This is a genomic window from Bacillus cereus ATCC 14579, from assembly GCF_000007825.1.
GTDB classification, from domain to species: Bacteria; Bacillota; Bacilli; order Bacillales; family Bacillaceae_G; genus Bacillus_A; species Bacillus_A cereus.
On record NC_004722.1, the window covers coordinates 858,461 to 883,107 of the forward strand.

Genomic DNA, 24,647 nt, shown 5'->3' on the forward strand with positions numbered 1-24,647 from the left:
GTGGAAGACGCTCCTATGGGGGCGTCTTTTTTGTTGTAGAAAAAGGCTTATATTTGGAATAAGGGGAACTGTACGTTTTATATTATATATCCGAATAATTCATGTTCGGTAAAGCGTAATCAATTTTTGATGAAATATGAATAAACTTTCATTAGTATTAACTAAGGTTTTTCTTTAAAATTACATATTAGGACAAGGAGGAAGGTGAACTGTGAGGCGTTGTATCGAGTTATATCACTTTAAATATGAAATATCATTAAAAAAGTTGGTACATGTGATAATGGAAAGTGATTTTTTATCAAAATTCTCAGCTAGTAGGAATTTTACTTATAAATGAATCTGAAATTAGGATAAATAATATTAGTATTACAACTAACAAAGTAGAGATTTATTGAATGAATGATAATGTGAAAGTTATTCTATATCAGAGGATAACTATATTTTTTGTGCTTATAACCGTTAAATGAAATGTGTATGCTTTAATTTATGATGACAAAATGTAGAAAATGGAGTTATTGCTGTAGTTAAAAAGGAGTTTTGTACAAAAGTGATTCGAGTATTTAAGTATGAATATCAATTGATTGTAACGTTACTATCGCTTAGTTTATTTAGTTATTTTGCAATCGAAATTATGTTATATCCTAGGGTAGGGATTGAGATAGAGCATCAAGAAAATCATTTGGTGATTAATAATATTGTGAAAAATAGCTGGGCAGCAGAACAAGATCTAGCAGTCGAGGATATTATTGAAAAAATAGATGGGATTCTCCCTGATGATAACTCTAATATTTCATTATATGGTGCTACTGAAAGGGTAAAGAAAATTACAATCAAGAAAGGGGGAACAATAGAAGAATATAAAGTAGAGTATAATCCGTACGATAAGCAATTGGTTTATCATCTTTTTTTACCAACTGTGTTTTATCTAACGTGTTTTTTTGTGGCTACATATATTTTAATACGTGCTCCATACTTGAATGCAGGAACGAAAGATTTAATCTATTTTCTGCATTGTTTAGGAATGAGTTACATTAGTATTATGGCGGGGTTACGAAAAGATTCAATAGCGTATATTGTAGTTGCTATTTCTTTAACGTACTCAGTTGTCTTTTTTATAAAATTTATGGACATGTTTACGAAAAACTTGAAGATAAGGTTTATAACAAAAACAAAATTAATCTACATAAATATAATAGCGTTTATTTTAGTTTGTTTAACCATTTTTATTTATTTAAAATATAATGATTTATCGACGAGTTATATTATATTGTTAAGTTCTGTTTTGTTTTTATTAACAGTATATGTATTGTTTAGATTTTATTTTAAAAGTAGAAAAAGTTATTATTTTAAGTTTATAAGAGTTATTATTATGAGCACAATCATATCAGCCATGCCATTTATATTCTTATTTTTAATTCCTAATTTGATAAATTACAAAGAAATAATAAGTGTCGAGACGACAGCGATCTTTTTTTTATTGGTTCCAATTTGCATTTTTTATATGATTATTGAAGGGAAAATATTTGATTATAATTTTGTTATTCATAGAGTTCAATATTATGCTTTACTGTCGATATGTCTAACGGGTTTCATCGTTATACTAGGGATTTTAATTTTCCACAATACTAGCGATAACATATTAGATGTTATTCGATTTGCTGGTATCTTGTTTGTTTCGTTAATGCTTTCTTGCTTTATAAAGGATTATTTGGATTTTAAATTAAGGAAAAAATTATATCATTCTCAGAAAAATTATCAGTTTAGTTTACATAGATTTTTACATCAGGCAAAAAATGAATATAAGTTTTCAAACTTAATTGTTAGCATAAAGAGAGAAATCAATGATGTATTAAGAAGAGAAGAAATATGCTGTATTGAAGTGAGTAAAGGGGATAATTCGCTCCAAATTATTGGGGATGGATATGTTTCTGAAGATGTGCTAAAGCAATTGAATGGATATCAGTTAGAGACATATACTGTTGGTTCCATTATACAATTAGAAGATCATTTTGTGTTTGTTTTGTCCATTTCAGCAAAAACAATGATTATATTGTTATGTAAGTCTAATAATAGGAGAGGTTTGAACATTCAAGAAATTGGATGGTTAGAGACATTGTGTAGTTATGCTGATTTATTATTAGAATGCTCATATCAAGTGGAAGAATTAGTGAATCAGTTGCAAACGATAAATGAACCGAAACAGCCTCCAATTTGGCTTTCAAAGTTACTATTTAATTTGTCTGAAAAAGAGCGGACAAATTTGGCGAGTGATATTCATGATGGTGTATTACAAGACCAAATACGCTTGTCTAGGAAATTAGAGGAATATCATAAAGATATTCCAGATGTCGATATGAAAAAAATAATTAACGAAGTATATGAAGATGTCTTAGATCATATTTATGTCATTCGTGAAACATGTAATAACTTACGTCCTCCATTTCTATATGAATTAGGTTTGAAAAAAGCATTATTAGATTTATTTAAACAAGTAAATCTTAAAGCTACATTTTTCTTCTATTATGAAATTCAAGATAATATTATTCTACCTAATGTAGAATATGAACAAGCAATTTATAGAATTATTCAGGAGTTATTAAATAATGCACTAAAGCATTCAAAAGCTTCTAAAGTTACAATTCGATTATATGAGCAAAATGGATATTTGAATTTAACTTATGATGATGATGGGATAGGAATGGGGATAGATTTAGACGAGTTAAATCATTCTTATAGTAGTTTAGGTTTATCCGGGATTGTAGCTAGAATTCATAGTTTAGGTGGAGAAATGTCAATAGATTCAAAGGTGAATAATGGATTAAAGATTAAAGTTAGTATGAAAATTGATTAATTGATTCAATCTTTAGATGTGGAAGGGATGAAAAAATGATTTCTGTTCTTGTTGTAGATGATCACGTTGCAGTTGGCCTAGGGACTAAAGCATTAATTGAAAGATATGATGATATAGAGGCTGATGTTTTCCATGATAGTGAAGAAATAAGAGAAGTTATGCATAATAAACAGTATGATGTATATTTAATAGATTTACAAATGCCAAAAATAAATGGTTTAGAGCTTTCTAAATATATACTTAGTGTGCAACCAGAAGCAGCTATTCTTATTTTTACAGGATTTGATGTGCTTGCACATTATAATTTATTAATAGATAACGGAGTACTTGGTGTATTAAGTAAAACTTCTTCTGAGAAAGAAGTGGTAAACGCAATCCGCCATGCAGTGAAAAAAGAAGTAGTTCTTTCTCATCAACTTGTAAGACAGTTAAGGATAGTAGAAAATGCATCTAATATAAATGTAGAAGGCGAAATGAAAAATATAATTTCTTTAAATGATGAAGAGAAGATGATTCTAGTTGAAGTTGGTAAAGGAAAAACAAATAGAGAGCTTGCCGAAATATTAAACTTAAGTCAAAGATCGGTAGAATATAAATTGACCGACATATTTCATAAGTTACAAGTTTCATCAAGAATGGAAGCAGTACAAAAGGCGAAAGAACTATGGTTTATTCCAACTATAAATTTTTAATGTAGCTCTTTATTAAATTGCGGTATTCACGCAAGAAAAATGCGTGAATACGAGAGGAATGTTCGGTGATATAAATGGAAGAATATAGTATAGTTACATTAAAGGCAAAATAAACTCGCGAGGACTAACAGCTTAATATATTGCCTTTTATTAGGATGTATAGTCGTATTCAAGTATATACTAATTAATAACAATCAATATAAATATAATTATTTGAAAGACAGTCAATTATTTTAAGACACGGTAAAAAATTGCTGTAATCAGTTATTAGTATTGCATTGTTAAAAGAGTAATTTAGGGTTGAGTTACTCCAATTGATAAAAATCCTATACTTTGTCAATATAGTGATTTTATCGTCCATTATTTGTTGTTATTTTGCGTTTGTTGTTTTTGCTTGGGCCTCCTTTAAGGAGGCCTTTTTTTTATAGGAAACGGATGAAGTGCATCCTCAGACATTAAAACTCCCTTTCAAAATAGCCATTTCTTATTGGTTATTTTGAAAGGGGTATACTAATAGCAAGGTACTATAAATTTGTTAATAATGTGAATAGGTGGAAGTATTTTTGTACATTTTTAGAAGAGATATAAAAATGTTATTTTAAGATAAACAAAAGGTTGTAAGCGCATTCTTTAAATCTTGTCAAAATAATGTCGAATTCATATTGTTGGAAAAATAATGCATTTGTAATATAATGATAAATGATACTTCACCACATTAATTAACTAGGTGAAATTAAAATCTTTATTACACACATTATGAAATAAAGGGTGATTAGTTTTGAGTACAGGTGTAAAAGCAAACGACGTGAAGACAAAAACAAAAGGAGCAGATCTTGTTGTTGATTGTTTAATTAAACAAGGTGTTACACATGTTTTCGGTATTCCAGGAGCAAAGATTGACTCTGTATTTGATGTATTGCAAGAAAGAGGACCAGAGTTAATCGTTTGTCGTCATGAACAAAATGCAGCATTTATGGCAGCTGCTATTGGTAGATTAACAGGGAAACCGGGCGTATGTCTTGTAACTTCAGGACCAGGGACATCAAATTTAGCGACAGGTCTTGTTACTGCGAATGCGGAGAGTGATCCCGTTGTTGCTTTAGCTGGTGCAGTACCGCGTACGGATCGATTAAAACGTACGCATCAATCTATGGATAATGCTGCACTATTCGAACCAATCACAAAATATAGCGTAGAAGTAGAGCATCCTGATAATGTGCCAGAAGCACTTAGTAATGCATTTCGAAGTGCGACTTCCACAAATCCGGGAGCTACTTTAGTAAGTCTTCCGCAAGACGTTATGACTGCGGAAACAACTGTAGAGTCTATTGGTGCGCTTTCTAAGCCACAGCTTGGAATCGCTCCCACAAATGATATTACATATGTAGTAGAAAAAATAAAATCAGCGAAATTACCAGTTATTTTACTCGGTATGAGAGCGAGCACAAATGAAGTGACGAAAGCTGTTCGTAAATTAATTGCGGATACAGAACTTCCTGTCGTTGAAACATATCAAGCAGCTGGTGCGATTTCACGTGAGTTAGAAGATCATTTCTTCGGCCGCGTTGGATTATTCCGTAACCAACCAGGTGATATTTTACTAGAAGAAGCAGACCTTGTGATTTCTATCGGTTATGATCCAATCGAGTATGATCCAAAGTTCTGGAATAAACTTGGCGACAGAACGATTATTCATCTTGACGACCATCAAGCAGATATCGACCATGATTACCAACCAGAGCGTGAATTAATTGGTGATATTGCCTTAACGGTAAATAGCATCGCGGAAAAATTACCGAAACTTGTATTAAGTACGAAATCAGAAGCGGTATTAGAACGATTACGTGCGAAATTATCAGAACAAGCAGAAGTTCCAAATCGTCCTTCAGAAGGTGTTACGCATCCACTTCAAGTGATTCGTACACTTCGTTCTTTAATTAGTGACGATACAACCGTTACATGTGACATCGGTTCCCATTCTATTTGGATGGCGAGATGTTTCCGTTCTTATGAACCACGTAGATTATTATTTAGTAACGGTATGCAAACGCTAGGTGTTGCACTTCCTTGGGCAATCGCAGCTACTTTAGTAGAACCAGGTAAAAAAGTAGTTTCCGTATCAGGTGACGGTGGTTTCTTATTTTCTGCGATGGAGTTAGAAACGGCGGTACGTTTAAATTCTCCAATCGTCCATCTTGTTTGGAGAGACGGCACATATGATATGGTTGCATTCCAACAAATGATGAAATACGGCAGAACATCAGCTACAGAGTTTGGCGATGTTGATCTTGTGAAATATGCGGAAAGTTTCGGGGCGTTAGGTCTTCGTGTTAACACGCCTGATGAATTAGAAGGTGTGTTAAAATCCGCGCTAGCAGCAGATGGTCCTGTCATTATTGATATTCCAATTGACTATCGTGACAACATTAAATTAAGCGAAAAATTATTACCAAACCAATTAAACTAATGGAGGCAGATTTGAGATGACTGTTGCGCAATTAATTGATATTGATGCGAAAAAAACGAAAACGAGTAATGAAGTATATCAAACATCTACAATGCTTGCGCTATTAGATGGTATATATGATGGTGTAATTAGCTTTGAAGATTTGAAAAAACATGGTGATTTCGGCATCGGCACATTTGATCAATTAGATGGTGAAATGATTGCATTTGATAATGAATTTTATCATTTACGTTCAGACGGTTCAGCGGAAAAAGTAGAGCCAGAAGAAACAACGCCATTTGCGACTGTAACGTTTTTTGAAAAAGAAATGAGTTATACGGTAGAGCGTCCGATGAATCGTGAAGAAGTTGAAGCGTTATTACATGAATTAATGCCAAGTAAAAACTTGTTTTACGGTATTCGAATGGACGGTACGTTTCGTGAAGTAAGGACGAGAACTGTTCCAAGACAAGAAAAACCGTATACACCGCTCGTTGAAGTGACGAAATCACAACCAATCTTTTCATTTGAAAATACAGAAGGTACGCTTGCTGGATTTTGGACACCAGATTATGCGCAAGGTATTGGGGTAGCTGGATTCCACTTACATTACATTGATGATGAAAGAAGCGGGGGCGGACATGTTTTCGACTATGTTATAGAAAACTGTACCATCCAAATTTGTCAAAAAGCTCATATGCATTTAGCACTTCCAGAAACAGCTGATTTTATGGCGGCTGCATTATCAAGAGAAAATTTAGAGGATAATATTGCAACTGCGGAAGGTGCAGAGTAAGAGGGAAAGACTGTTCCATTTTGGAACAGTCTTCTTTTATTCGTAATGTTATTATTTGTCGATAAATCTATATTTCTTGTCGAACCGTTGATATATTGTAAGTTACGATAGATATATTTGAAAAATCGTTGATATATTGTAAGTTACGATAGATATATTCGAAAAATCGTTGATATATTGTAAGTTACGATAGATATATTTGAAAAATTGTTGATATCGCTTATTTTTTTGAAACAAACGGATGTCCCTCATAATAAAAACGCCACGGATAGTGTACAGCTTCTTCTGCATAGTCGATATTAATACGAGGTCCTGCTGTTATTTTATATTGTGATGATATGTGTTCTTCTTTTGGAACTAATTCAATATGTAACGTATCACTTTGTAACGATACACCGCGTTCTTTTAAAGTGATGCCAAGTGCACGGCATAGTTTGCCAGGACCGTTCGTTAAATTTTTGTACTGCGCTTTTGTAATTTCGGTCTTATTGTAGCGCGCTAGTTTTATTTCTTCTATTCCATCTACCGGCTCAAGAGCTCGAATGAGAACACCTTGTGGGGTGCCCACTGGCGCTGTAATAACGTTAAAGCAATGATACATACCGTAAATTAAATATACGTAAGCATGCCCTGGTGCACCAAACATAACTTCTGTGCGATCTGTCCGTCTGCCTCCATAACTATGTGCGGCCTTATCATCTGGGCCTTTATATGCTTCTACTTCTACAATGATTCCGCTTCGTTTTATTCCGTCTACAATATGAACAAGTTTTTGCCCGAGTAATTTTTTTGCGACTTCTAACGTATCGCCTTCATAAAAAGAAGGAGGTGCCTGCATTGTACTATCTCCTTTGCTAAGTGTATATGTATATAGTAAACCAAATTTTCAGTAGTAATTCTAACTCGTTCTATTTGCTACATTTATTTCATAAATTATGGATAGAGTACAACAGCGAAGAGGGGGAGTGCGACATGATTTATCGCTTACTAGCTCTTAATATAGATGGGACACTACTATACAACAATGGAAAAATTGCAAAAGGATTAAGAGAAACAATTGAATTTGTGAAAAGAAAAGATGTATACGTTACGTTATTTACGAGTCGTAATTTTCAATCCGCCCATAAAGTAGCAAAGGCGTTAAAATTAGATTCTATATTAGTGACACATGGTGGTGCTTTCGTTTCAGCAACGTTAGATAAGCCGTACGTTCAAAGAAGATTATCTGAAGAGAAGACTTTTAACATTGTGCAAGTGTTAGAGCACTTTGATTGTAACGTACGCATTTCTCATGAACGGTTTTCGATAGGAAATCGTGAGAGAAATACACCAAACTTAATTGCGCGCACTGTATTATCAAGCGCAGATCCGTTATTTTATCCAGTTCAATTTGTAGATTCGTTAGGTGACGCGCTTCGTGACCATCCGGTAGCGGCGCCAAAAATTGATGTTCTTTTCCAAACTAAAGGTGAAAAAGAACGCGGGCTAAATACATTAAGAAAAGCGTTCCAAGATGTAGAGTATGTTGAATGTGATTCAAAACGAATAGAAATTTTACCGCAAAATGTATCAAAGTTACGTGGATTACAATTGCTTGGAGAGCATTTAAATATTTCGCTAAATGAAATGGTTGCGATTGGAGATAGTATGGAAGATTTAGAGGTTATTGAAAACGTGGGACTTGGGGTAGCGATGGGGAACTCGCCTGTAGAATTAAAGCAAGCAGCAGATTGGATTACACGTTCAAATAGTGAAAATGGTGTAGAGTACATGATTAAAGAGCATTTCCGTAAGCAATTCCCGCTTCCGTTTTTGAAGAATCATAAAAATACACCGAAACGATGAAAGAAAAACGTAGCTTTTTGGCTACGTTTTTTTGTTGAGCTTATTAAAAGGAATGGAAACGTTTTAAAATGTGAATTGTGTATGAAATCTATACAATTCACTTGAATCCTTTAGAAAACTAATGTAAAGTGAATGATGTTGTCAAAATAGTTACACCACATGAAATATTCTTCATATTAATTTTATTGGGCTCCCATACGTAAAAGTATTTCCGCATGACAGTTTAGTTCACGTATTATTTCAAAAATGAATTGTAGTAATTTTATTAAGTAGTTGTAGCGTTCTTTTGTTGTATTTAAATGGATTATTTTAAGTTAATGTGAGTAAGACCTGGTACATATGAAATGTGCTTCTTTTTGTGATTTTAGGAAGTTTAAAAGGGGGAATGAATTTCTTGAGGAAATCATTTAATCAAAAAATTAAAAAGTTAAGTAGTAGTTTAATAGTTGTATTACTAATATGTATGAATTTTTTAATCCATTTACCATTTAAAGCAGAGGCAGCTACAACAGAGTTAAAAGGTTTAGGTGATGTATCTTATTACAACGCCATCATTTTTGGAGATCATAGTGCAACGAGTGCGGATATTGAAGGTGCGATGGCTGTTCAGAAAAATATGAACGCATCAAGTTATACAGTCGTAGCAGCTGCAACTGGAGCAAATAACTTAGCTGGAGCAACTTGGATAGATGAAGGATATCCATCATTATTACTAGGCGGTCAATTTACGAAAGCGGGAGCAGGACAGGTAATTATTCAAGATGGAACAGTGGCGATGACAAAAGACGGTGACCCAGATGGCGCGATGAAAACATCATATGACCGTATCTCTTATAAAGAGCAAGCGGAGATTGATGCTAAGTTTAAAGAATTTAGAAAAGACGTTGATGGTGTAATTGGGGATGCAAGTAAACTACACACTGATAAGCCAAAACCTAATATGAGTTTTGGAATCGGTGAAGATGTAAATAACCCTAATATTTATGTCTCTTCAGGCCAGACGGGAAAGAAAGCATTTGATGTAAAAGACGTTTTTCTTCCGAATGTAGAGAATAAAGACTTTATTGTTATTTATTCAGATGCAGAAGAAGTGAGTTTTGGTGGCGGTGCAATTTTGTATGATACAAGAAATACTGGGATGGCGACGGATTTAATTAATACATCTCAAGCATACGACCCTATTTCATCTTTTACTGAGTTAGCTAGTAAGGTAATTTGGGTATTTCCTAATGCTACAAAGATAACAACTAAAGGTTATGGTGTAGTAGGTAGTGTGTTTGCACCTAATGCAGTTGTAGAAACAAAAGGTGGTTCTATTAATGGACAAGCCTATGTTGGAGGATTACACCAAAGAGATGGTTTTGAGGTTCATAACTTTAAATTTAACTGGCCAAAATGGAATAGACCAGCAGCTGAAAAAGGACATTTACAAATTAAAAAAGTTGATGAAAACGATGAAAATATTGTTTTAAAAGACGCAAAATTTGATGTTGTAGACAAAGATAATAACGTTGTGGCTACTGTTACAACAAACGAAAAGGGTATTGCGGAAGTTAAAGATTTACCACTTGGTGACTATTTTGTAAAAGAAATAAATGCACCAGAAGGATATATAAAAGTTGATACACCAGTCAAAGTAACAATTGATAATACAAACGTAATTGAACTTGTTATGAAGAATACGAAAAAAGTAGAGAATGGCCAATTTAAATTATTGAAAAAAGATAGTGAATCCGGTCAACTTCTGCCAGGTGCAAAATTTGATGTTATCGATAAAGATGGGAAAGTTGTGGAAACAATTGTTACAGATGATAAAGGTGAAGCCTTATCGAAACGACTTCCAGTTGGAAGCTATACATTAAAAGAAGTAGAAGCACCGAAAGGGTATGAATTATCATCTAGTTCAGTTTCTGTTGATGTAGAGGCTAATAAAGTATTGACTGTAGATGTGGTGAATAAAAAGATTCCCGAAAAAGTAACAGGTCAATTTGAAATTGTGAAAGTAGATGCGGAAGATAAAACGAAGGTATTATCAGATGCAGAATTCGAAGTGTATAAAGAGGGTAAAAAAGTAGATACGTTACGAACAGATAAAACTGGTAAAGTAGTTTCTCAGAAATTAGAACCAGGAAAGTACACATTAAAAGAAACGAAAGCACCACAAGGATATAAATTGCTAAAAGAAGAAATTGAAGTCGTTGTGGAAGCAAACAAAGTAGTAGAAGTACAAGTAGAAAACGCAAAAGAACTAGGAAGCTTACAAGTAACCAAAAAGGATGCAGAGAGTGGAAAAGTTCTAGCAGGTGCAGAATTTAAATTGAAAAATGAAGCTGGTCAAGTAGTTGGAGAAGCGAAAACAACGAATAAAGACGGTGTTGTGAAATTCGAAAACTTAGTGCCAGGAAAGTACACGTTAGAGGAAACGAAAGCGCCGGAAGGTTATAAGGCGTTAGAAGTAACAGTAGAAGTAAACGTTGTAGCGAACGAAGTAGTAAAACAAGAAGTTACGAATGAAAAAGTAACAGGTCAATTCGAAATCGTGAAAGTAGATGCGGAAGATAAAACGAAATTGTTATCAGGTGCAGAATTCGAAGTGTATAAAGATGGTAAAAAGGTAGCGGAACTGAAAACAGATGAGAGTGGAAAAGTGATGTCACCAAAATTACCGCTAGGTGAATACACAGTGAAAGAAACGAAAGCACCAGCGGGCTACAAGCTTTCAAATAAAGAATGGAAAGTAACAATTCAAAACGAGAAAGAAGTAGTAAAAGTAGAGGCAGAAAACGAAAAAATCTTAGGTTCTCTACAAATTATTAAAATGGATGATAAAGATCAAACGAAACGCTTAGCAGGCGCAGAATTTACATTGAAAGATGCGAAAGGAAATGTTGTAAAAGAAGGAATTACAACAGATAAGTCTGGAACGGTTAAGGTAGACGGACTTGTGCCAGGTGAATATACGTTAGAAGAAACAAAAGCACCAGAAGGTTATGAGTTAACAAAACAAATAATTCATGTAACAGTTGACGGTGAAAAAGTTATTGATGTAAAAGTAACGAACGGTAAGAGCCTTGGGCAATTCGAAATCGTAAAAGTAGATGCTCAAGATAAAACGAAAGTATTATCAGATGCAGAATTCGAAGTGTATAAGGATGGTAAAAAAGTAGATACGTTACGAACAGATAAAACTGGTAAAGTAATTTCTCAGAAATTAGAGCCAGGAACATACAAATTAAAAGAAACGAAAGCACCACAAGGATATAAGTTGTTAAAAGAAGAAATTGAAGTCGTTGTGGAAGCAGACAAAGTAGTAGAAGTACAAATAGAAAACGCAAAAGAACTAGGAAGCTTACAAGTAATCAAAAAGGATGCAGAGAGTGGAAAAGTTCTAGCAGGTGCGGAATTTAAATTAAAGAACGAAGCTGATCAAGTAGTTGGAGAAGCGAAAACAACGAATAAAGACGGCGTTGTGAAATTCGAAAGCTTAGTGCCAGGAAAGTATACGTTAGAAGAAACGAAAGCGCCGGAAGGTTATAAGGCGTTAGAAGTAACAGTAGAAGTAAATGTTGTAGCGAACGAAGTAGTAAAACAAGAAGTTATGAATGAAAAAGTAAAAGAAGAAATTACAGGTCAATTAGAAATTACAAAGGTAGATGCTAATAATACAAATAAAACATTAGCAGGCGCAGTGTTTGAAATTTGGAAAGACGGAATAAAAATCGACACATTAACAACAAATAAGAGCGGTAAAGCGACTTCTAAGAAGTTAGAACCAGGAGATTACACTTTAAAAGAAATCCAAGCGCCAGAAGGATATACTTTATCCGATAAGGAAATGAAATTTACGATTTCTAATGAAAAAATTGAAGTTGTAAAGCTTCAAATTACAAATAAAAAAGATACAGATAAAGATCCGGAAAAACCAGGTGAAGGAACAGAGAAGCCTGATGAAGGAACAGGAAAACCAGGTGAAGGAACAGGAAAACCAGGTGAAGGAACAGAGAAGCCTGATGAAGGAACAGGAAAACCAGGTGAAGGAACAGGAAAACCAGGTGAAGGAACAGGAAAACCAGGTGAAGGAACAGGAAAACCAGGTGAAGGAACAGGAAAACCAGGTGAAGGAACAGAGAAGCCAGGTGAAGGAACAGAAAAGCCAGGTGAGGGAGTAGAAAAACCAGGTGAAGGAACAGGAAAACCAGGTGAGGGAGTAGAAAAACCTAATTTACCAGAACAAGGACAAGGTTCTTCTAATAATCAACAACTCCCAGCTACAGGACACAATACGAATTACGTTCCATTCATCGGTTTTATGCTTCTGTTACTAGGAATACGTTTAAGATTCATGGCTAAAAATAGTTAACGAATGTATAAAAGGCATCAGAGATATATAATCTCTGATGCCTTTTAAGTGAATACAGATAAAATGAAAATATCTATATGGAATGATAAATATGTTAAGCTTCAATTACGCTAAGCATTCTGTTTATAAATGCAGCTGCGTGAGCACGTTGTGATGGTCCTTTTGGTACGAATTGATTCAATTCATTACCTTTTACAATTCCATATCCATACACTCTTTGTATTTCTTCTTTAGCGTAAATTAAGTTTTGGTCTACGAATGGTAGTTCAACTTGTTTTGCAAAAATACCAGCGTGTTTTAGAGAACGATCGATCATAATAACAGCTTCTTCGCGTGTAATTGTAGTATTTGGATCAAATGTATTATCACCACGTCCGCGGATTATGCCTGCGCTTGCTGCGCGATTAATACCGTCTCTTAAAGATGGGTGTACTTGTTCTAAGTCTGTGAAATTAGCATTTCCACTTGGTAATTGTAAAGCACGAGTAATTAATGTAGCAAATTCAGCACGCGTTACAAGACGTTCTGGGAAGTACTTGCCGTTTCCTTCTCCTTGCATAATGCCTCTAGCTGCTAATTGACGAATGTCTTGTTCATACCAGCCACCTGTAATGTCATCAGTTATTGGATTTTTTTGATTTTCTTTATAGTATGTTTCAGTTCCTTTTAAGAAAGCATCCCATTGTCCGCGTTGAATCATAAACGCAGGGCAGTTTTTTCCTGACCAAAATTGGTGTTTTTGGACCTTATCTAGAGAAATATTTAAGTCGTTCATTAAATAAGCTGCCAATTTACGGGCATTTTCTACCGCTTTTTCATAGTTTCCATCTTGATTAACGGCAATTTCAATTCCGATAGATTCATAGTTTCCAGTTTTATTTCCAGCATGCCATCCAACTTCATTTACCGGAAGATGTTGATAAATTTCTTTATCATCTACTGTGAAATGCCAAGATGCGGCGCGATCAGCTGTTCCGCGTGCTTGATTATCTAAGAATTTTGCATGATTTAGAGCATTAGCACCTTTCGCTGTATTAGCCGTTTCGTGAATCGTAATATATTTAGGCACCATCGGGTAGCCAGGTCGAATATCGTCATTTCCTTTTGGGACAATCATTTCTTTAAATGTAACGCCATAAATATTGTTTGTTTGTAGAGCTTCTGGCGATCTCAATAAACTGTTTTTAGCAGTACGACTGTTTTTTAATAATGAAGCTTTTGTACCTTCAAATGTAGCAGAAGGTGCATAAATCCATTTTGCTGTTTCGTTTATTTGGACTTTAAACCAATTTCCAGCTTGTTCAGTAGGAGTAATGACTTGTGGCTCTAGTTTCCCTTCTTCTTTAAACGATTGGAACGGAAGTGCATGTATGGAAGCTTCTTCTTTTACGATTAATTTTTGGTTAGATAGTTTATGAATCTCTTGAACTTCTAAGCTATTATCATTGTTATCTATCCATCCAGCGCCAGTTGGCGTCGTTATGTAGTAAGCATTTCCTTTTTTCTTTGTCGCCGTTACGACTTGTTCTGTAATCTCGATATTCGATTTGTTTTTTAAATCATTCGCGGTATATAATGAATGTTTTTTTGAAGTGTATAGTAGGAATTGGCCAGTAACCTCGATATCTTCTTCATGAGTACTATGCTCATTAACATGCTCCTTAATACTTTTAAAAACTTGATCCTCCGTATATACTTCGGCGGATTTTTCAGCACTCTCTGCAAATGAATAAGTAGGTGCAAGAACAGTTTGTAATGCAAGAGAGAGAGTTAATACACTATAAAATTTCTTTTTCATATTTGTTTTTAACACATTAGATTGTGGAATCTAGTGTTAACAGTCCTCCTTTTTATATTGTATTTTCACTATGTATCGATTTTAACACTAATAAATTTTAACAAGAGAAAATCATGATGTCTATATACATGAGCAATATTCATAAAAAGAATTATTTGAAAAAATGTAAGAGAAACAGGTAAAACCTTCTGTATTGACCTGCAAACGCCCTTCAAGTAAACTAAAGAGAGTTTGCAAATGAAAAGGTGATAATGTTGTTAATTTCAATTAAAACGTTACAAGATGATCGTTTTTTACGTCCGCTACAAAATATTGGCGGCTTATTTTTTGAAGAGAGTACGATTGGATTTGAACAAGAGGAAGCAAATCTTATCGTTGATATACACATTGAAGAGAATGTGAAAGCATCTGCTCGTTTAACAGATGTTGCGACTGGAAATGTGTATGAAGAAACATTCGCAAAAGATTTATCTGCTTTTACAGATGAAAAAGAGCGTATGAAGCAAGTGAAACACGTTGTTTCTTATGTATATCTTTCTGTTCTTCAGCAGTTAACTGGTATTGAACAAAGCTGGGGTATTTTAACGGGAGTACGTCCGACGAAACTTCTTCACAAAATGCTTCAAAATGGTATGTCAAAAGAAGAAGCGCATCAAGAACTTCGTGAAAGTTATTTAATTCATGAAGAGAAAATTGAACTTCTTCAGCGCATTGTTGATTGCCAATTAGCAGTTGTTCCGGATTTATACCGTTTGAAAGAAGAAGTAAGTATTTATATCGGTATTCCGTTCTGCCCAACGAAATGTGCATATTGTACATTCCCGGCTTATGCAATTAATGGACGCCAAGGATCTGTTGATTCGTTCTTAGGTGGTTTACATTATGAAGTTCGTGAAATTGGTAAGTTTTTAAAAGAAAAAGGTGTAAAAGTTACGACGATTTATTACGGCGGCGGTACACCTACAAGTATTACAGCAGAAGAGATGGATATGCTGTATGAAGAAATGTATGAAGCGTTCCCAGATGTGAAAAATGTGCGTGAAGTAACAGTTGAGGCAGGTCGCCCAGATACAATTACGCCAGCAAAGCTAGAAGTGTTAAATAAATGGAATATTGACCGTATTAGTATTAATCCGCAGTCATACCATCAAGAGACACTAAAAGCAATTGGACGTCATCATACTGTAGAAGAAACAATTGAGAAATACCATTTAGCTCGTGAAATGGGAATGAACAATATTAATATGGACTTAATTATTGGTCTTCCTGGTGAAGGGTTAGATATCTTCAAGCATACGTTAGATGAAACAGAAAAGTTAATGCCAGAATCATTAACAGTTCATACGTTATCATTTAAACGTGCTTCTGAAATGACGCAAAACAAACGTAAATATAAAGTAGCAGGTCGCGAAGAAATTACAGCGATGATGCATGAAGCAGAAGAGTGGACGCAAAAGCATAATTACGTACCATATTACCTATATCGTCAAAAGAATATTTTAGGTAACTTAGAGAACGTTGGTTATGCAATGCCGACGCAAGAAAGTATTTACAACATTGTCATTATGGAAGAAGTACAATCAATTATCGGACTTGGTTGTGGTGCATCAAGTAAATTTGTTCACCCGAAGACGGGAGCAATTACGCACTTTGCGAATCCGAAAGATCCAAAATCATATAATGATGGCTTTGTGAAATATACAGAAGATAAACTGAAAATTTTAGAAGAGCTATTTGCATAAGAAGAAAGAGGTTGTTCCGAGTCGGAACAACCTCTTTTTTATCCTGCAGTAACGGGCGGTCCGATTATATCTTATTAGTTTTTGTCGGTAAGTCGATATATTCGAAAAATCGCTGATATAAATTGAGTTGTGGTTGATATATTTCAAGTTACGGTCGATATATCTGGAAAATCGCCGATATAATTTCATTTACCGTCTAGCGGTACCGTATGTAAAACTATGTCGATAATAATCAGAAAAATTAGTCACATCATTAGAGGACAATGTCTACTTATGGACGAAATGATAGATTTATGAAAGAGAAAAGGGGGAAATTGTTGGCATGTATATGACGATAGGGAGAATTTTTGATTTATCAGTTGGTAAGTATCCAAATAAAGAGGCGTTAGTGGAACCTGAAAAAAATATTCGCTGGACGTATAAACAGTGGGATGAACAAATAAATAAAACAGCGCACGCTCTATTAGAAGAAGGGGTAAGAAAGGGAGATACGGTATCTGTTTACTTATATAATTGCCATGAATTTGTAAACGTTTACTTAGCCTGTGCGAAAATTGGAGCGATCTTTAACCCGATTAATTTCCGCTTAAAAGCAAAAGAAGTATCTTATATTCTTCAGGACGCATCCTCGAAAGTCGTTGTCTTTGAAAAAGCAGTTGAGTCAACTGTTGCTATAATTGAAAGAGATTTTCCAAATACATCTTTTTGGTCTATAGAAAACGATAAACCTTCCTATGCAAGTTCCTACCATGAAAAAGTGAATGAAGCATCTTCTGAGAAAGTAAATATCGAAATTGATGAAATGGATTATTGTTCTATGCTGTATACGAGCGGTACGACAGGTCATCCGAAAGGCGTGTTACATCGCCATCGTGAAATGGCTGAGCATAGTATGATTTGTACGTATTTCCTAAAATATAATAGAGATAGCGTTGGGCTTGTTGTTGCACCTTTATATCACTGTGGTGAATTAAATGCCGGAATCATACCACGCATTCAAGTTGGCGGAAAGAATGTTATTTTGCATCATTTTGATACAGAAACAGTATTACATACGATTCAAGAAGAAAAGATTACGACGTTCTTTGCAGCGCCGACGATGTGGAATATGTTGTTGCAAAAAGATTTAGCTCAGTATGATTTAACGTCAATGAAAATCGGTATATATGGCGGAGCAGCAATGGCACCGGCGTTAGTGAAGGAATGTAAAGAACGTCTTTATATTGATCTTGTTCAAATATACGGAATGACAGAAATGGGGCCAGTTGTTGCATTTCTCGTAGAGGAGGATCAAATTACGAAAGCTGGTTCAGCAGGCACGCCATGTTTTAGCCATGAAGTTCGTATTGTGAAACCGAACGAGGATGCACCGGCAGAACCAGATGATGTATTACCTCCTTATGAAGTGGGAGAAATTATTTTACGCGGCCCAACTATGATGGCTGGCTATCATAATCGTGAAGAAGCGAATAAAAAATCGATGTATAAAGGATGGTATCATTCTGGTGATCTAGGCTATTTTGATAAAGACGGTTATTTATTCGTTGCTGATCGCGTTGATGATATGGTAATTAGCGGTGGCGTAAATATTTATCCTCGTGAAATTGAAGATTTCCTTCATAGTCATCCAGGTATATTAGATGTGGCGGTACTTGGTGAGCCAGATGAATTATGGGGAGAGCGTGTTGTGGCAGTTATTGTGAAGAAAGATGAAACAATAACAGAAGCTGATTTAGAAACGTATTGCAAAGAAAGTGATGAACTAGCAGATTATAAACGTCCGCGTCATTATTTATTTGTAGATGAACTCCCTCGTAATGCGAGCGGGAAGTTGCAGAAGTTTGTACTGAGGGAGTCGTTGAAAGGTGCGAAAAAATAGAAAATGCAGGATGCCCCATATCTATGGGGTATCCTGCATTTTTCTGTATTAAACAGAAGAAACAATATCTTTGTTAATTCTAATTTTTTCTTGGTGAAGGTTAATTAGCGCATTTGAAATAAGGTGGAAACACAAAGTGGATGTAATACAAAAAGAAAAGACACCCTAAGGTGCCTTTCTCCGACTTGAACCATTTCATTTCATACGAATCGGAATCTATCCGTATTACCATTACCCCTTTGTTATGAGTGTAAACACACACTATAAAGCAGAATCGTCTATATACACTAGATTGTTAGTTCACAAAAGACAAGAGATTTGAGATCAATATTGAAGTGACGCCACATCCCCTATAATAATTGATATGTTACGCCTTTTAAAAGAATCTGCTTTATAGAACGTGCCCACAAGTTATATTTTACTACATGTAATATTCATTCAGTGTATTTTTTGATGAATATGTATAATTACATAAACTGTATGAAAAAAAGAGAGTATACTCTGATGTTGTGTAATAAAGATAAAGCCCGCCTACGGAATAGGGGGCTTTTCTTACTTTTTATAAATATTTATTCCAATTATATTATCAGATGAGTCTAAACGAATATAAACGTCAGCTGATAAAAGGTGTGCATTATATATTCGTTGTTTATATGTTGATATCTCGAAGCGTTTTCCATTTAATTCACATTCTAGAATAATCATATCGCCATGTTCTTTCCAAGTTATTAATTTAGCAGTTGTATTCATATAAACCTCCTCTGAATCATTTTATGAAAATTAATAGAGATAGTGTGAGAAAGGAGTTTATATAACAAAAAAAGACACCTTAAGTGTCTTCTTTGATTACTATAAAAGTCGTTGAATAAAATAGGTTTCTATTTTTATTTGCGTGAAAAGCCTTCTTCATCAAGGTATTCCGCAGCTTCTGGATAAGAGTTGAATGTACCGTCTAAGTTTACACCAGCGTACACGTTCCACATGTCATCCTCTGAAATAAGAGTAAGAATATGACCATCTTCGTTCTGCCATTCTTCTTCTTTCGCAGGTTCTACAGGTGCTACTACTTCTTCTTGTGATAGAAGGTCAATTGATTTCTCAATTACTGAACGTAACTCCTCTGCTGAAAACTCACGGATGTTAACCATGCCTTTATCATCTGTTTTATAACCTTTAATACCGCTTGCATATACAAATCCATTTCCATTTGGGTGTAAATGAAATACAACGTTCTTTTTATCTAAACGACTTTCTTCAAAGTGGAAGTTTACACGTTTTAATGATACGTTCTTTCTTTCTAGTTCTGGGAAAGATTCAATAATCGATAATTTTTCTTCAAAAGTTAGCATAGTGCCTCCAAGTATATAGTAAAAGATTTAATTTGTTCATTATAGCATAGTTGCAATTGTTTCCAAAGATAAGGGGGAAACTTTTCATTGAATACGTTTACGTCACGAGAATGTAAAAAGTGAGCTAACGAATGTATCTTTTTAGGTGTACAATGGAACATGGACTTTATACAAAGGTGGTTTTTTTATGTTTCAAAAAATAGCAAAGGAATGTTTAGCAGGATTTACTGTTGCGATTGTTGCGTTACCACTTGCGATTGCATTTGGTATTGCCGCGACAGGAACGTCTGAGGGAGCGCTTGTTGGATTGTATGGTGCGATTTTTGCAGGTTTATTCGCAGCGTTATTTGGCGGGACACCTGGGCAAGTAACAGGGCCAACTGGACCAATTACCGTTATTGCAACAGGAGTTATTGCGACGCACGGGTTAGAGGCAAGTTTTATTGCCTTTATGATGGCAGGGTTATTTCAAATTTTATTCGGTGTATGTAAGCTCGGTTCTTACGTTCGATATATTCCGTATCCTGTCGTTTCGGGATTTATGAATGGTATTGCATTAATCATTATTTTAGGCGAAATAAAGCACGTACAAAATAGTTTTTTACTTGTTGTGTTAACGATTATTGTAATGATTGTTTCTGGTAAATGGATTAAGGCGATTCCGTCTAGTTTAGTAGCACTAGTCGGTGTGACAGCTTTGCTTCCTTTATTTTCTTCCTTACTCGAAGGACTTACAGTAAAGTTACCGATTATCGGAAATCTTTCACTAAATAAAGTAATTGAAAAGATTGGAACCATTCCAGAAGCGATGCCTACGCTTCATATTCCATCTTTAAGTGGAACAGGAATAGCAGCACTTATTTTGTCAGCGCTTAGTATTGCTTTATTAGGATCGATTGACTCGTTGTTAACATCGGTCGTAATGGATAATGTGACAGGTACACGTCATAAAAGTAATAAAGAACTGGTCGGACAAGGTATCGGTAATATGATGAGCGGATTGTTTGGCGGATTAGCAGGTGCAGGTGCGACTGTAAGGTCTATCGTGAATATAAGAAGTGGCGGTAAAACGGCACTTTCGGCATGTATGCATAGTGTTATCTTATTTATTTTTATTATGGGTCTTGGTTCGGTCGTACAATATATTCCACTTGCTGTATTATCAGGTATTTTAATTTTAACTGGTATTGGAATGTTCGATTGGGGAAGCATGAAAAAGATGCATGTCGCTCCTAAAGGTGATGTCGTTGTTATGCTCGTAACGATGATTGTAACGGTGAAGTTCGATTTAATGATTGCTGTTGCATTCGGTATTATTCTTTCGTTCATCATATATATGGTGAAATGTAAAGAACGTAAAACTTCTATCGTAAAAGAAAAAGAAGAAACGTACAAAATTCAAGGACCGCTCTCTTTCCTATCAGTAGATCGTATTTTCTCTACTTTACAAGATGTGAAGTCACCGGTTATTTTACGTATGAAAGATGTGCGTTATATGGATGTATCAGGAGCTATGGCCTTATTAAATTTTGTTGAGCAATCAAATAAAGTAGGAGCAAGTGTAAAGCTTGAGCAAGTACATCCGAGTATTGAAAAAACAATCGCAGTAATGGCAAGCGATGAACAGAAAGAGCAATTGAAAATTTTAAGTGTTTAGATGGTAATTAGAATATCTCACAATCTTACATAAATTATAATGTAGAGTTGTGGGATATTTTTATAATGTTTTTAGTAATATGTATCGCAGTGATAGGGAGGAAGGGCTCTTTTTGCGTAACAGAAACGGTTATAGTGTGTACATACATAATGGAAGGAATTAAAAAAAATATTGTGAAGAGACAGGCTTAAATGGGTTCTCTTTTCTATTTTGAAAAAAAAACCAAGTATTCAACCTATAATAAATTTGTTATGATAACCAATGGGATAAAGTGAATTCCTATCGTTTAAAACAATATGTTTGAGAGTATATGTATAAAAGAAAAGAGAAAAAATATGAATAAAACATTTGTAAAAGGAGCAGCAATTTTAACCATTACAACTTTTTTGTCGAAATTGCTGGGTAGTTTTTTTCAAATTCCATTACAAAATATTGCAGGAGATGAAGTGCTCGGTATTTTCCGCCTTGTTTTTCCTGTATATATGATTGCTCTTACATTATCGGTAGCCGGAGTTCCACTTGCAATTTCGAAACTAATTGCAGAGTTGAACGAAAAAAATAAGCAAAAGGAAATTGCAAAATTATTTAAATCAGCGTCAATTATTGGGATAGCATTTGGCGTTTTCGGCTGTTTAGTCATTGTATTATTTTCTATTGAAATTGCAAATATGCTTGGTGGACAAGAAACTAGAATGCCGTTGCTTATTACTTCATTAGCGTTACTCATTGCGCCATACATGGCGGTGTATAGAGGGTATTTTCAAGGTTTCGGTGATATGAAACCAACAGGGGTATCACAGGTCATTGAGCAATTTGTACGTGTGTTTTTTATGTTAATAATTGCTTACATACTAGTATCATGGGATAAGAGTAATACTGTTATTACTAGTGGTGCGATGGTTGGCTCTTTTCTTGGAGTCATTAGTTCGCTTATATATTTGCGTATAAAATATAATAGAAGTCCATACTACAATAAAAGCAATTCCTATTCGCTCCGAGATTTAAGAGAAAACGGCAAAAAGATATTGCGGGTATCGATCCCAATCGCTATTGGAGCTTTATCAATGCCACTTTTAAATTTAGTAGACTCGCTTACAATACCGCATGTATTACAAGGATCATCAACAGAAATTCAAGAACAATTTGGAATATACAGTCGCGGTTTTGCATTCACGCAAATAATTGTTATTTTTGCAAGCGCAATTGTATTTCCGTTAATACCACTCTTAACTTCCGCATTGGCCAAAAGAGATATAAATTTGGCGAAAATAACAATTCAAAATACAAATCGACTAGCGCATGTTTTGACAGCACCGTTAACAATATGGTTGATGGCATTAACAGTACCGTTAAATGTCGGATTGTTCACAGATGTAAAAGGCAGTAGTATGTTAACAGTTATGATTGGCAGTTCGTATTTTACTGCGGTTATGGTATTATCAATAGGTGTTTTACAGGGCATTAACCGTTCTGCGCAAGCTGCATGGATTGTTATTGGTGCGAGTTGTGTGAAAGTCGTGTTAAACATAATGTTCGTGCAGAAGTTTGGCATAGATGGAGCGGCGTATAGTACATTCATTACTTACGTATTGGTTTGTATTGTAAATCATTTGTATATTCGAAGCTATATTGCCTATTCTATTCATTTAAAAAGCTTTTTTGGTGTGCTAGCAATAGCATGTATTTTGGGACTAGGATTGTATGAACTATGTAATGTGATAAATATTACATCTTCAAGAATTATGACGTTATTATTCAGTGGTATAGCATTAAGTATTACAACCATTTTGTATGGTGTATGTGCTTTGAAATTAAAATGGATATCAATAAACAAAATACCATTTTTGAAAAGATAAATATAGAAATTTAATTTTTTATTATAATTCATATGAACTGATAAAGAGGAAACTATGTAGGGTATCAAGTGTTTAGGTAAGGAATGGGTACTAGTTTATGTTAGATGAAATAAACGGTTACCTAGTTTTGGAGGAGATTTAGGGTGCGTTTAGTCTTATCAGGATATTATGGTTTTTATAATGTTGGAGACGAGGCGATTCTACAATCAATTATTGAATCGTTAAGTAAAGAGAACCCGGATATAGAACTAGTAGTACTATCAAATGATTCTAAATATACAAAGGAAATGTATGGTGTAGAATCGGTAGATCGCTGGGATATAAAAGCTGTTTATCATGCGATAAAAAACAGTGATGGAGTTATTAGCGGTGGCGGGAGCCTTCTTCAAGATCAGACAAGTACGAAGAGTATTCTATATTATACGGGTATTATGGGACTCGCTCGATTATTAAAAAAGCCGTATTATATTTATTCACAAGGAATAGGTCCAATTACAAAAGGATATAATCGTCTATTAGTAAAATGGAACTTGTCAAAAGCTTCCTATGTATCAGTTCGAGATGAGGATTCGTTTTTATATTTAAAAGAACTTGGCATAAAAAACGATATTGAAATTGTTCCAGACCCTGTTTTAACATGGAAACGGACAAAACAATCGGATTGGTTGCAAAAGCATTCGATACATGGAAAAGTAATTGCGGTTAGTGTGCGTTATTGGAATGCAAAAGAAGATTATATAAAAAAATTAGCTGCGGCATTAAAAAAATTAAAGCAAGAAGGATACCAAATTCTATTTGTTCCAATGCATGAGCCATTTGATCAAAAAGCTTCGCGTGAAGTAGTAGACTTAATGGGAGAAGAGACGTATATGCTTCCATATAAAATGGATATCGACGAGAAAATATTCATTTTATCACAATGTTCATTACTAATTGGTATGCGTCTTCATGCACTAGTTTTTTCTGCTGTAGCCAAAACTCCAATGGTCGGGATTTCATACGATCCAAAAATTGATTCGTTTTTAAGTCAAGTGAATCAGCCAGTTATAGGAAGTGTGGATGGCGAATGGAGTGCTGAATATTTATATGAAATTGCGAAAAAGCAATTAATGCAACAAGGAACTGTGCAGCAAGAGTTACAATTGACAATAGATGAGCTTCGGTTGCAAGGCAAACAGGCAACAAAGAAACTCATTGATCATATGGAAAAAGGCACTTTATTAAAAAAGTAAAGTGTCTTTTATTTTGTTTTGAATGTAATGAAAATTCAAATTAAAAAACGTTTTATTTTAATTCCTATTTATTATGCTAAAATGATTGTGATTATTATATAATCAAATTTGTGATAATAAATTCGTAGATTACGAGGAGGATAA

The 24,647-nt window shown here is 34.6% G+C and carries 15 protein-coding genes; 11 read left to right on the forward strand and 4 right to left on the reverse strand.

Features of this window, described 5'->3' with window-relative positions; translation table 11 throughout:
- Positions 1 to 547 precede the first annotated feature (547 nt).
- The 4 genes from BC_RS04415 (at position 548) to alsD (ending at position 6,785) form a co-directional block, all read left to right on the forward strand.
- On the forward strand, positions 548 to 2,851 hold the full coding sequence (locus tag BC_RS04415; protein WP_000621686.1) for an ATP-binding protein: 2,304 nt from the start codon (positions 548 to 550) through the stop codon (positions 2,849 to 2,851).
- 35 nt (positions 2,852 to 2,886) lie between these two features.
- The gene (locus BC_RS04420; protein WP_000626498.1) at positions 2,887 to 3,543 is read left to right on the forward strand and encodes a response regulator transcription factor; all 657 of its coding nucleotides are present in this window, start codon (positions 2,887 to 2,889) and stop codon (positions 3,541 to 3,543) included.
- A 778-nt stretch (positions 3,544 to 4,321) separates the two neighbouring features.
- Positions 4,322 to 6,010, forward strand: coding sequence for an acetolactate synthase AlsS (alsS, locus tag BC_RS04425; RefSeq protein ID WP_000103533.1), 1,689 nt, complete (start codon positions 4,322 to 4,324; stop codon positions 6,008 to 6,010).
- Between the two features lie 16 nt (positions 6,011 to 6,026).
- Positions 6,027 to 6,785: an alpha-acetolactate decarboxylase gene (alsD, locus tag BC_RS04430; protein ID WP_000215022.1), complete on the forward strand. Its 759-nt coding sequence runs from the start codon at positions 6,027 to 6,029 to the stop codon at positions 6,783 to 6,785.
- 220 nt (positions 6,786 to 7,005) lie between these two features.
- Here alsD and BC_RS04435 read toward each other — a convergent pair whose 3' ends face one another.
- Positions 7,006 to 7,623, reverse strand: coding sequence for a DNA-3-methyladenine glycosylase (locus BC_RS04435; RefSeq protein WP_001148797.1), 618 nt, complete (start codon positions 7,621 to 7,623; stop codon positions 7,006 to 7,008).
- Between the two features lie 134 nt (positions 7,624 to 7,757).
- Here BC_RS04435 and BC_RS04440 point away from each other — a divergent pair, with 134 nt between their 5' ends.
- Both BC_RS04440 and BC_RS04445 read left to right on the forward strand, forming a co-directional pair.
- Positions 7,758 to 8,630, forward strand: a complete 873-nt coding sequence (locus tag BC_RS04440; protein ID WP_000640431.1) for a Cof-type HAD-IIB family hydrolase — start codon at positions 7,758 to 7,760, stop codon at positions 8,628 to 8,630.
- A gap of 394 nt (positions 8,631 to 9,024) precedes the next feature.
- Positions 9,025 to 12,990, forward strand: a complete 3,966-nt coding sequence (locus BC_RS04445; RefSeq protein WP_001232021.1) for a SpaA isopeptide-forming pilin-related protein — start codon at positions 9,025 to 9,027, stop codon at positions 12,988 to 12,990.
- A 94-nt stretch (positions 12,991 to 13,084) separates the two neighbouring features.
- Here BC_RS04445 and BC_RS04450 read toward each other — a convergent pair whose 3' ends face one another.
- Complete coding sequence (locus tag BC_RS04450) at positions 13,085 to 14,788, reverse strand: S-layer homology domain-containing protein (RefSeq protein WP_033685442.1); 1,704 nt, start codon at positions 14,786 to 14,788, stop codon at positions 13,085 to 13,087.
- 251 nt (positions 14,789 to 15,039) lie between these two features.
- Here BC_RS04450 and BC_RS04455 point away from each other — a divergent pair, with 251 nt between their 5' ends.
- On the forward strand, positions 15,040 to 16,530 hold the full coding sequence (locus tag BC_RS04455; protein WP_002025370.1) for a coproporphyrinogen III oxidase: 1,491 nt from the start codon (positions 15,040 to 15,042) through the stop codon (positions 16,528 to 16,530).
- A gap of 322 nt (positions 16,531 to 16,852) precedes the next feature.
- Entirely contained in the window at positions 16,853 to 18,409 is a 1,557-nt protein-coding gene (locus tag BC_RS04460; protein ID WP_000281991.1) for a fatty acid--CoA ligase, read from the forward strand.
- 552 nt (positions 18,410 to 18,961) lie between these two features.
- Here the strand turns inward: BC_RS04460 and BC_RS04465 are convergent.
- Both BC_RS04465 and BC_RS04470 read right to left on the reverse strand, forming a co-directional pair.
- Positions 18,962 to 19,159, reverse strand: a complete 198-nt coding sequence (locus tag BC_RS04465; RefSeq protein ID WP_001098262.1) for a hypothetical protein — start codon at positions 19,157 to 19,159, stop codon at positions 18,962 to 18,964.
- Between the two features lie 134 nt (positions 19,160 to 19,293).
- On the reverse strand, positions 19,294 to 19,758 hold the full coding sequence (locus BC_RS04470) for a hypothetical protein (protein ID WP_000954998.1): 465 nt from the start codon (positions 19,756 to 19,758) through the stop codon (positions 19,294 to 19,296).
- A 187-nt stretch (positions 19,759 to 19,945) separates the two neighbouring features.
- Here BC_RS04470 and BC_RS04475 point away from each other — a divergent pair, with 187 nt between their 5' ends.
- The 3 genes from BC_RS04475 to csaB all read left to right on the forward strand — a co-directional run bounded on the left by BC_RS04475 (position 19,946) and on the right by csaB (position 24,503).
- Positions 19,946 to 21,415 carry a SulP family inorganic anion transporter gene (locus BC_RS04475; RefSeq protein WP_000486659.1) on the forward strand — a complete coding sequence of 490 codons (1,470 nt, stop codon included), beginning with the start codon at positions 19,946 to 19,948 and terminating at the stop codon, positions 21,413 to 21,415.
- 335 nt (positions 21,416 to 21,750) lie between these two features.
- Positions 21,751 to 23,271 (forward strand): putative polysaccharide biosynthesis protein, encoded by a 1,521-nt coding sequence (locus tag BC_RS04480; protein WP_001044001.1) that lies wholly within the window; start codon positions 21,751 to 21,753, stop codon positions 23,269 to 23,271.
- Positions 23,272 to 23,414: 143 nt separating this feature from the next.
- Positions 23,415 to 24,503: a polysaccharide pyruvyl transferase CsaB gene (csaB, locus tag BC_RS04485; RefSeq protein WP_001241591.1), complete on the forward strand. Its 1,089-nt coding sequence runs from the start codon at positions 23,415 to 23,417 to the stop codon at positions 24,501 to 24,503.
- Positions 24,504 to 24,647 lie beyond the last annotated feature (144 nt).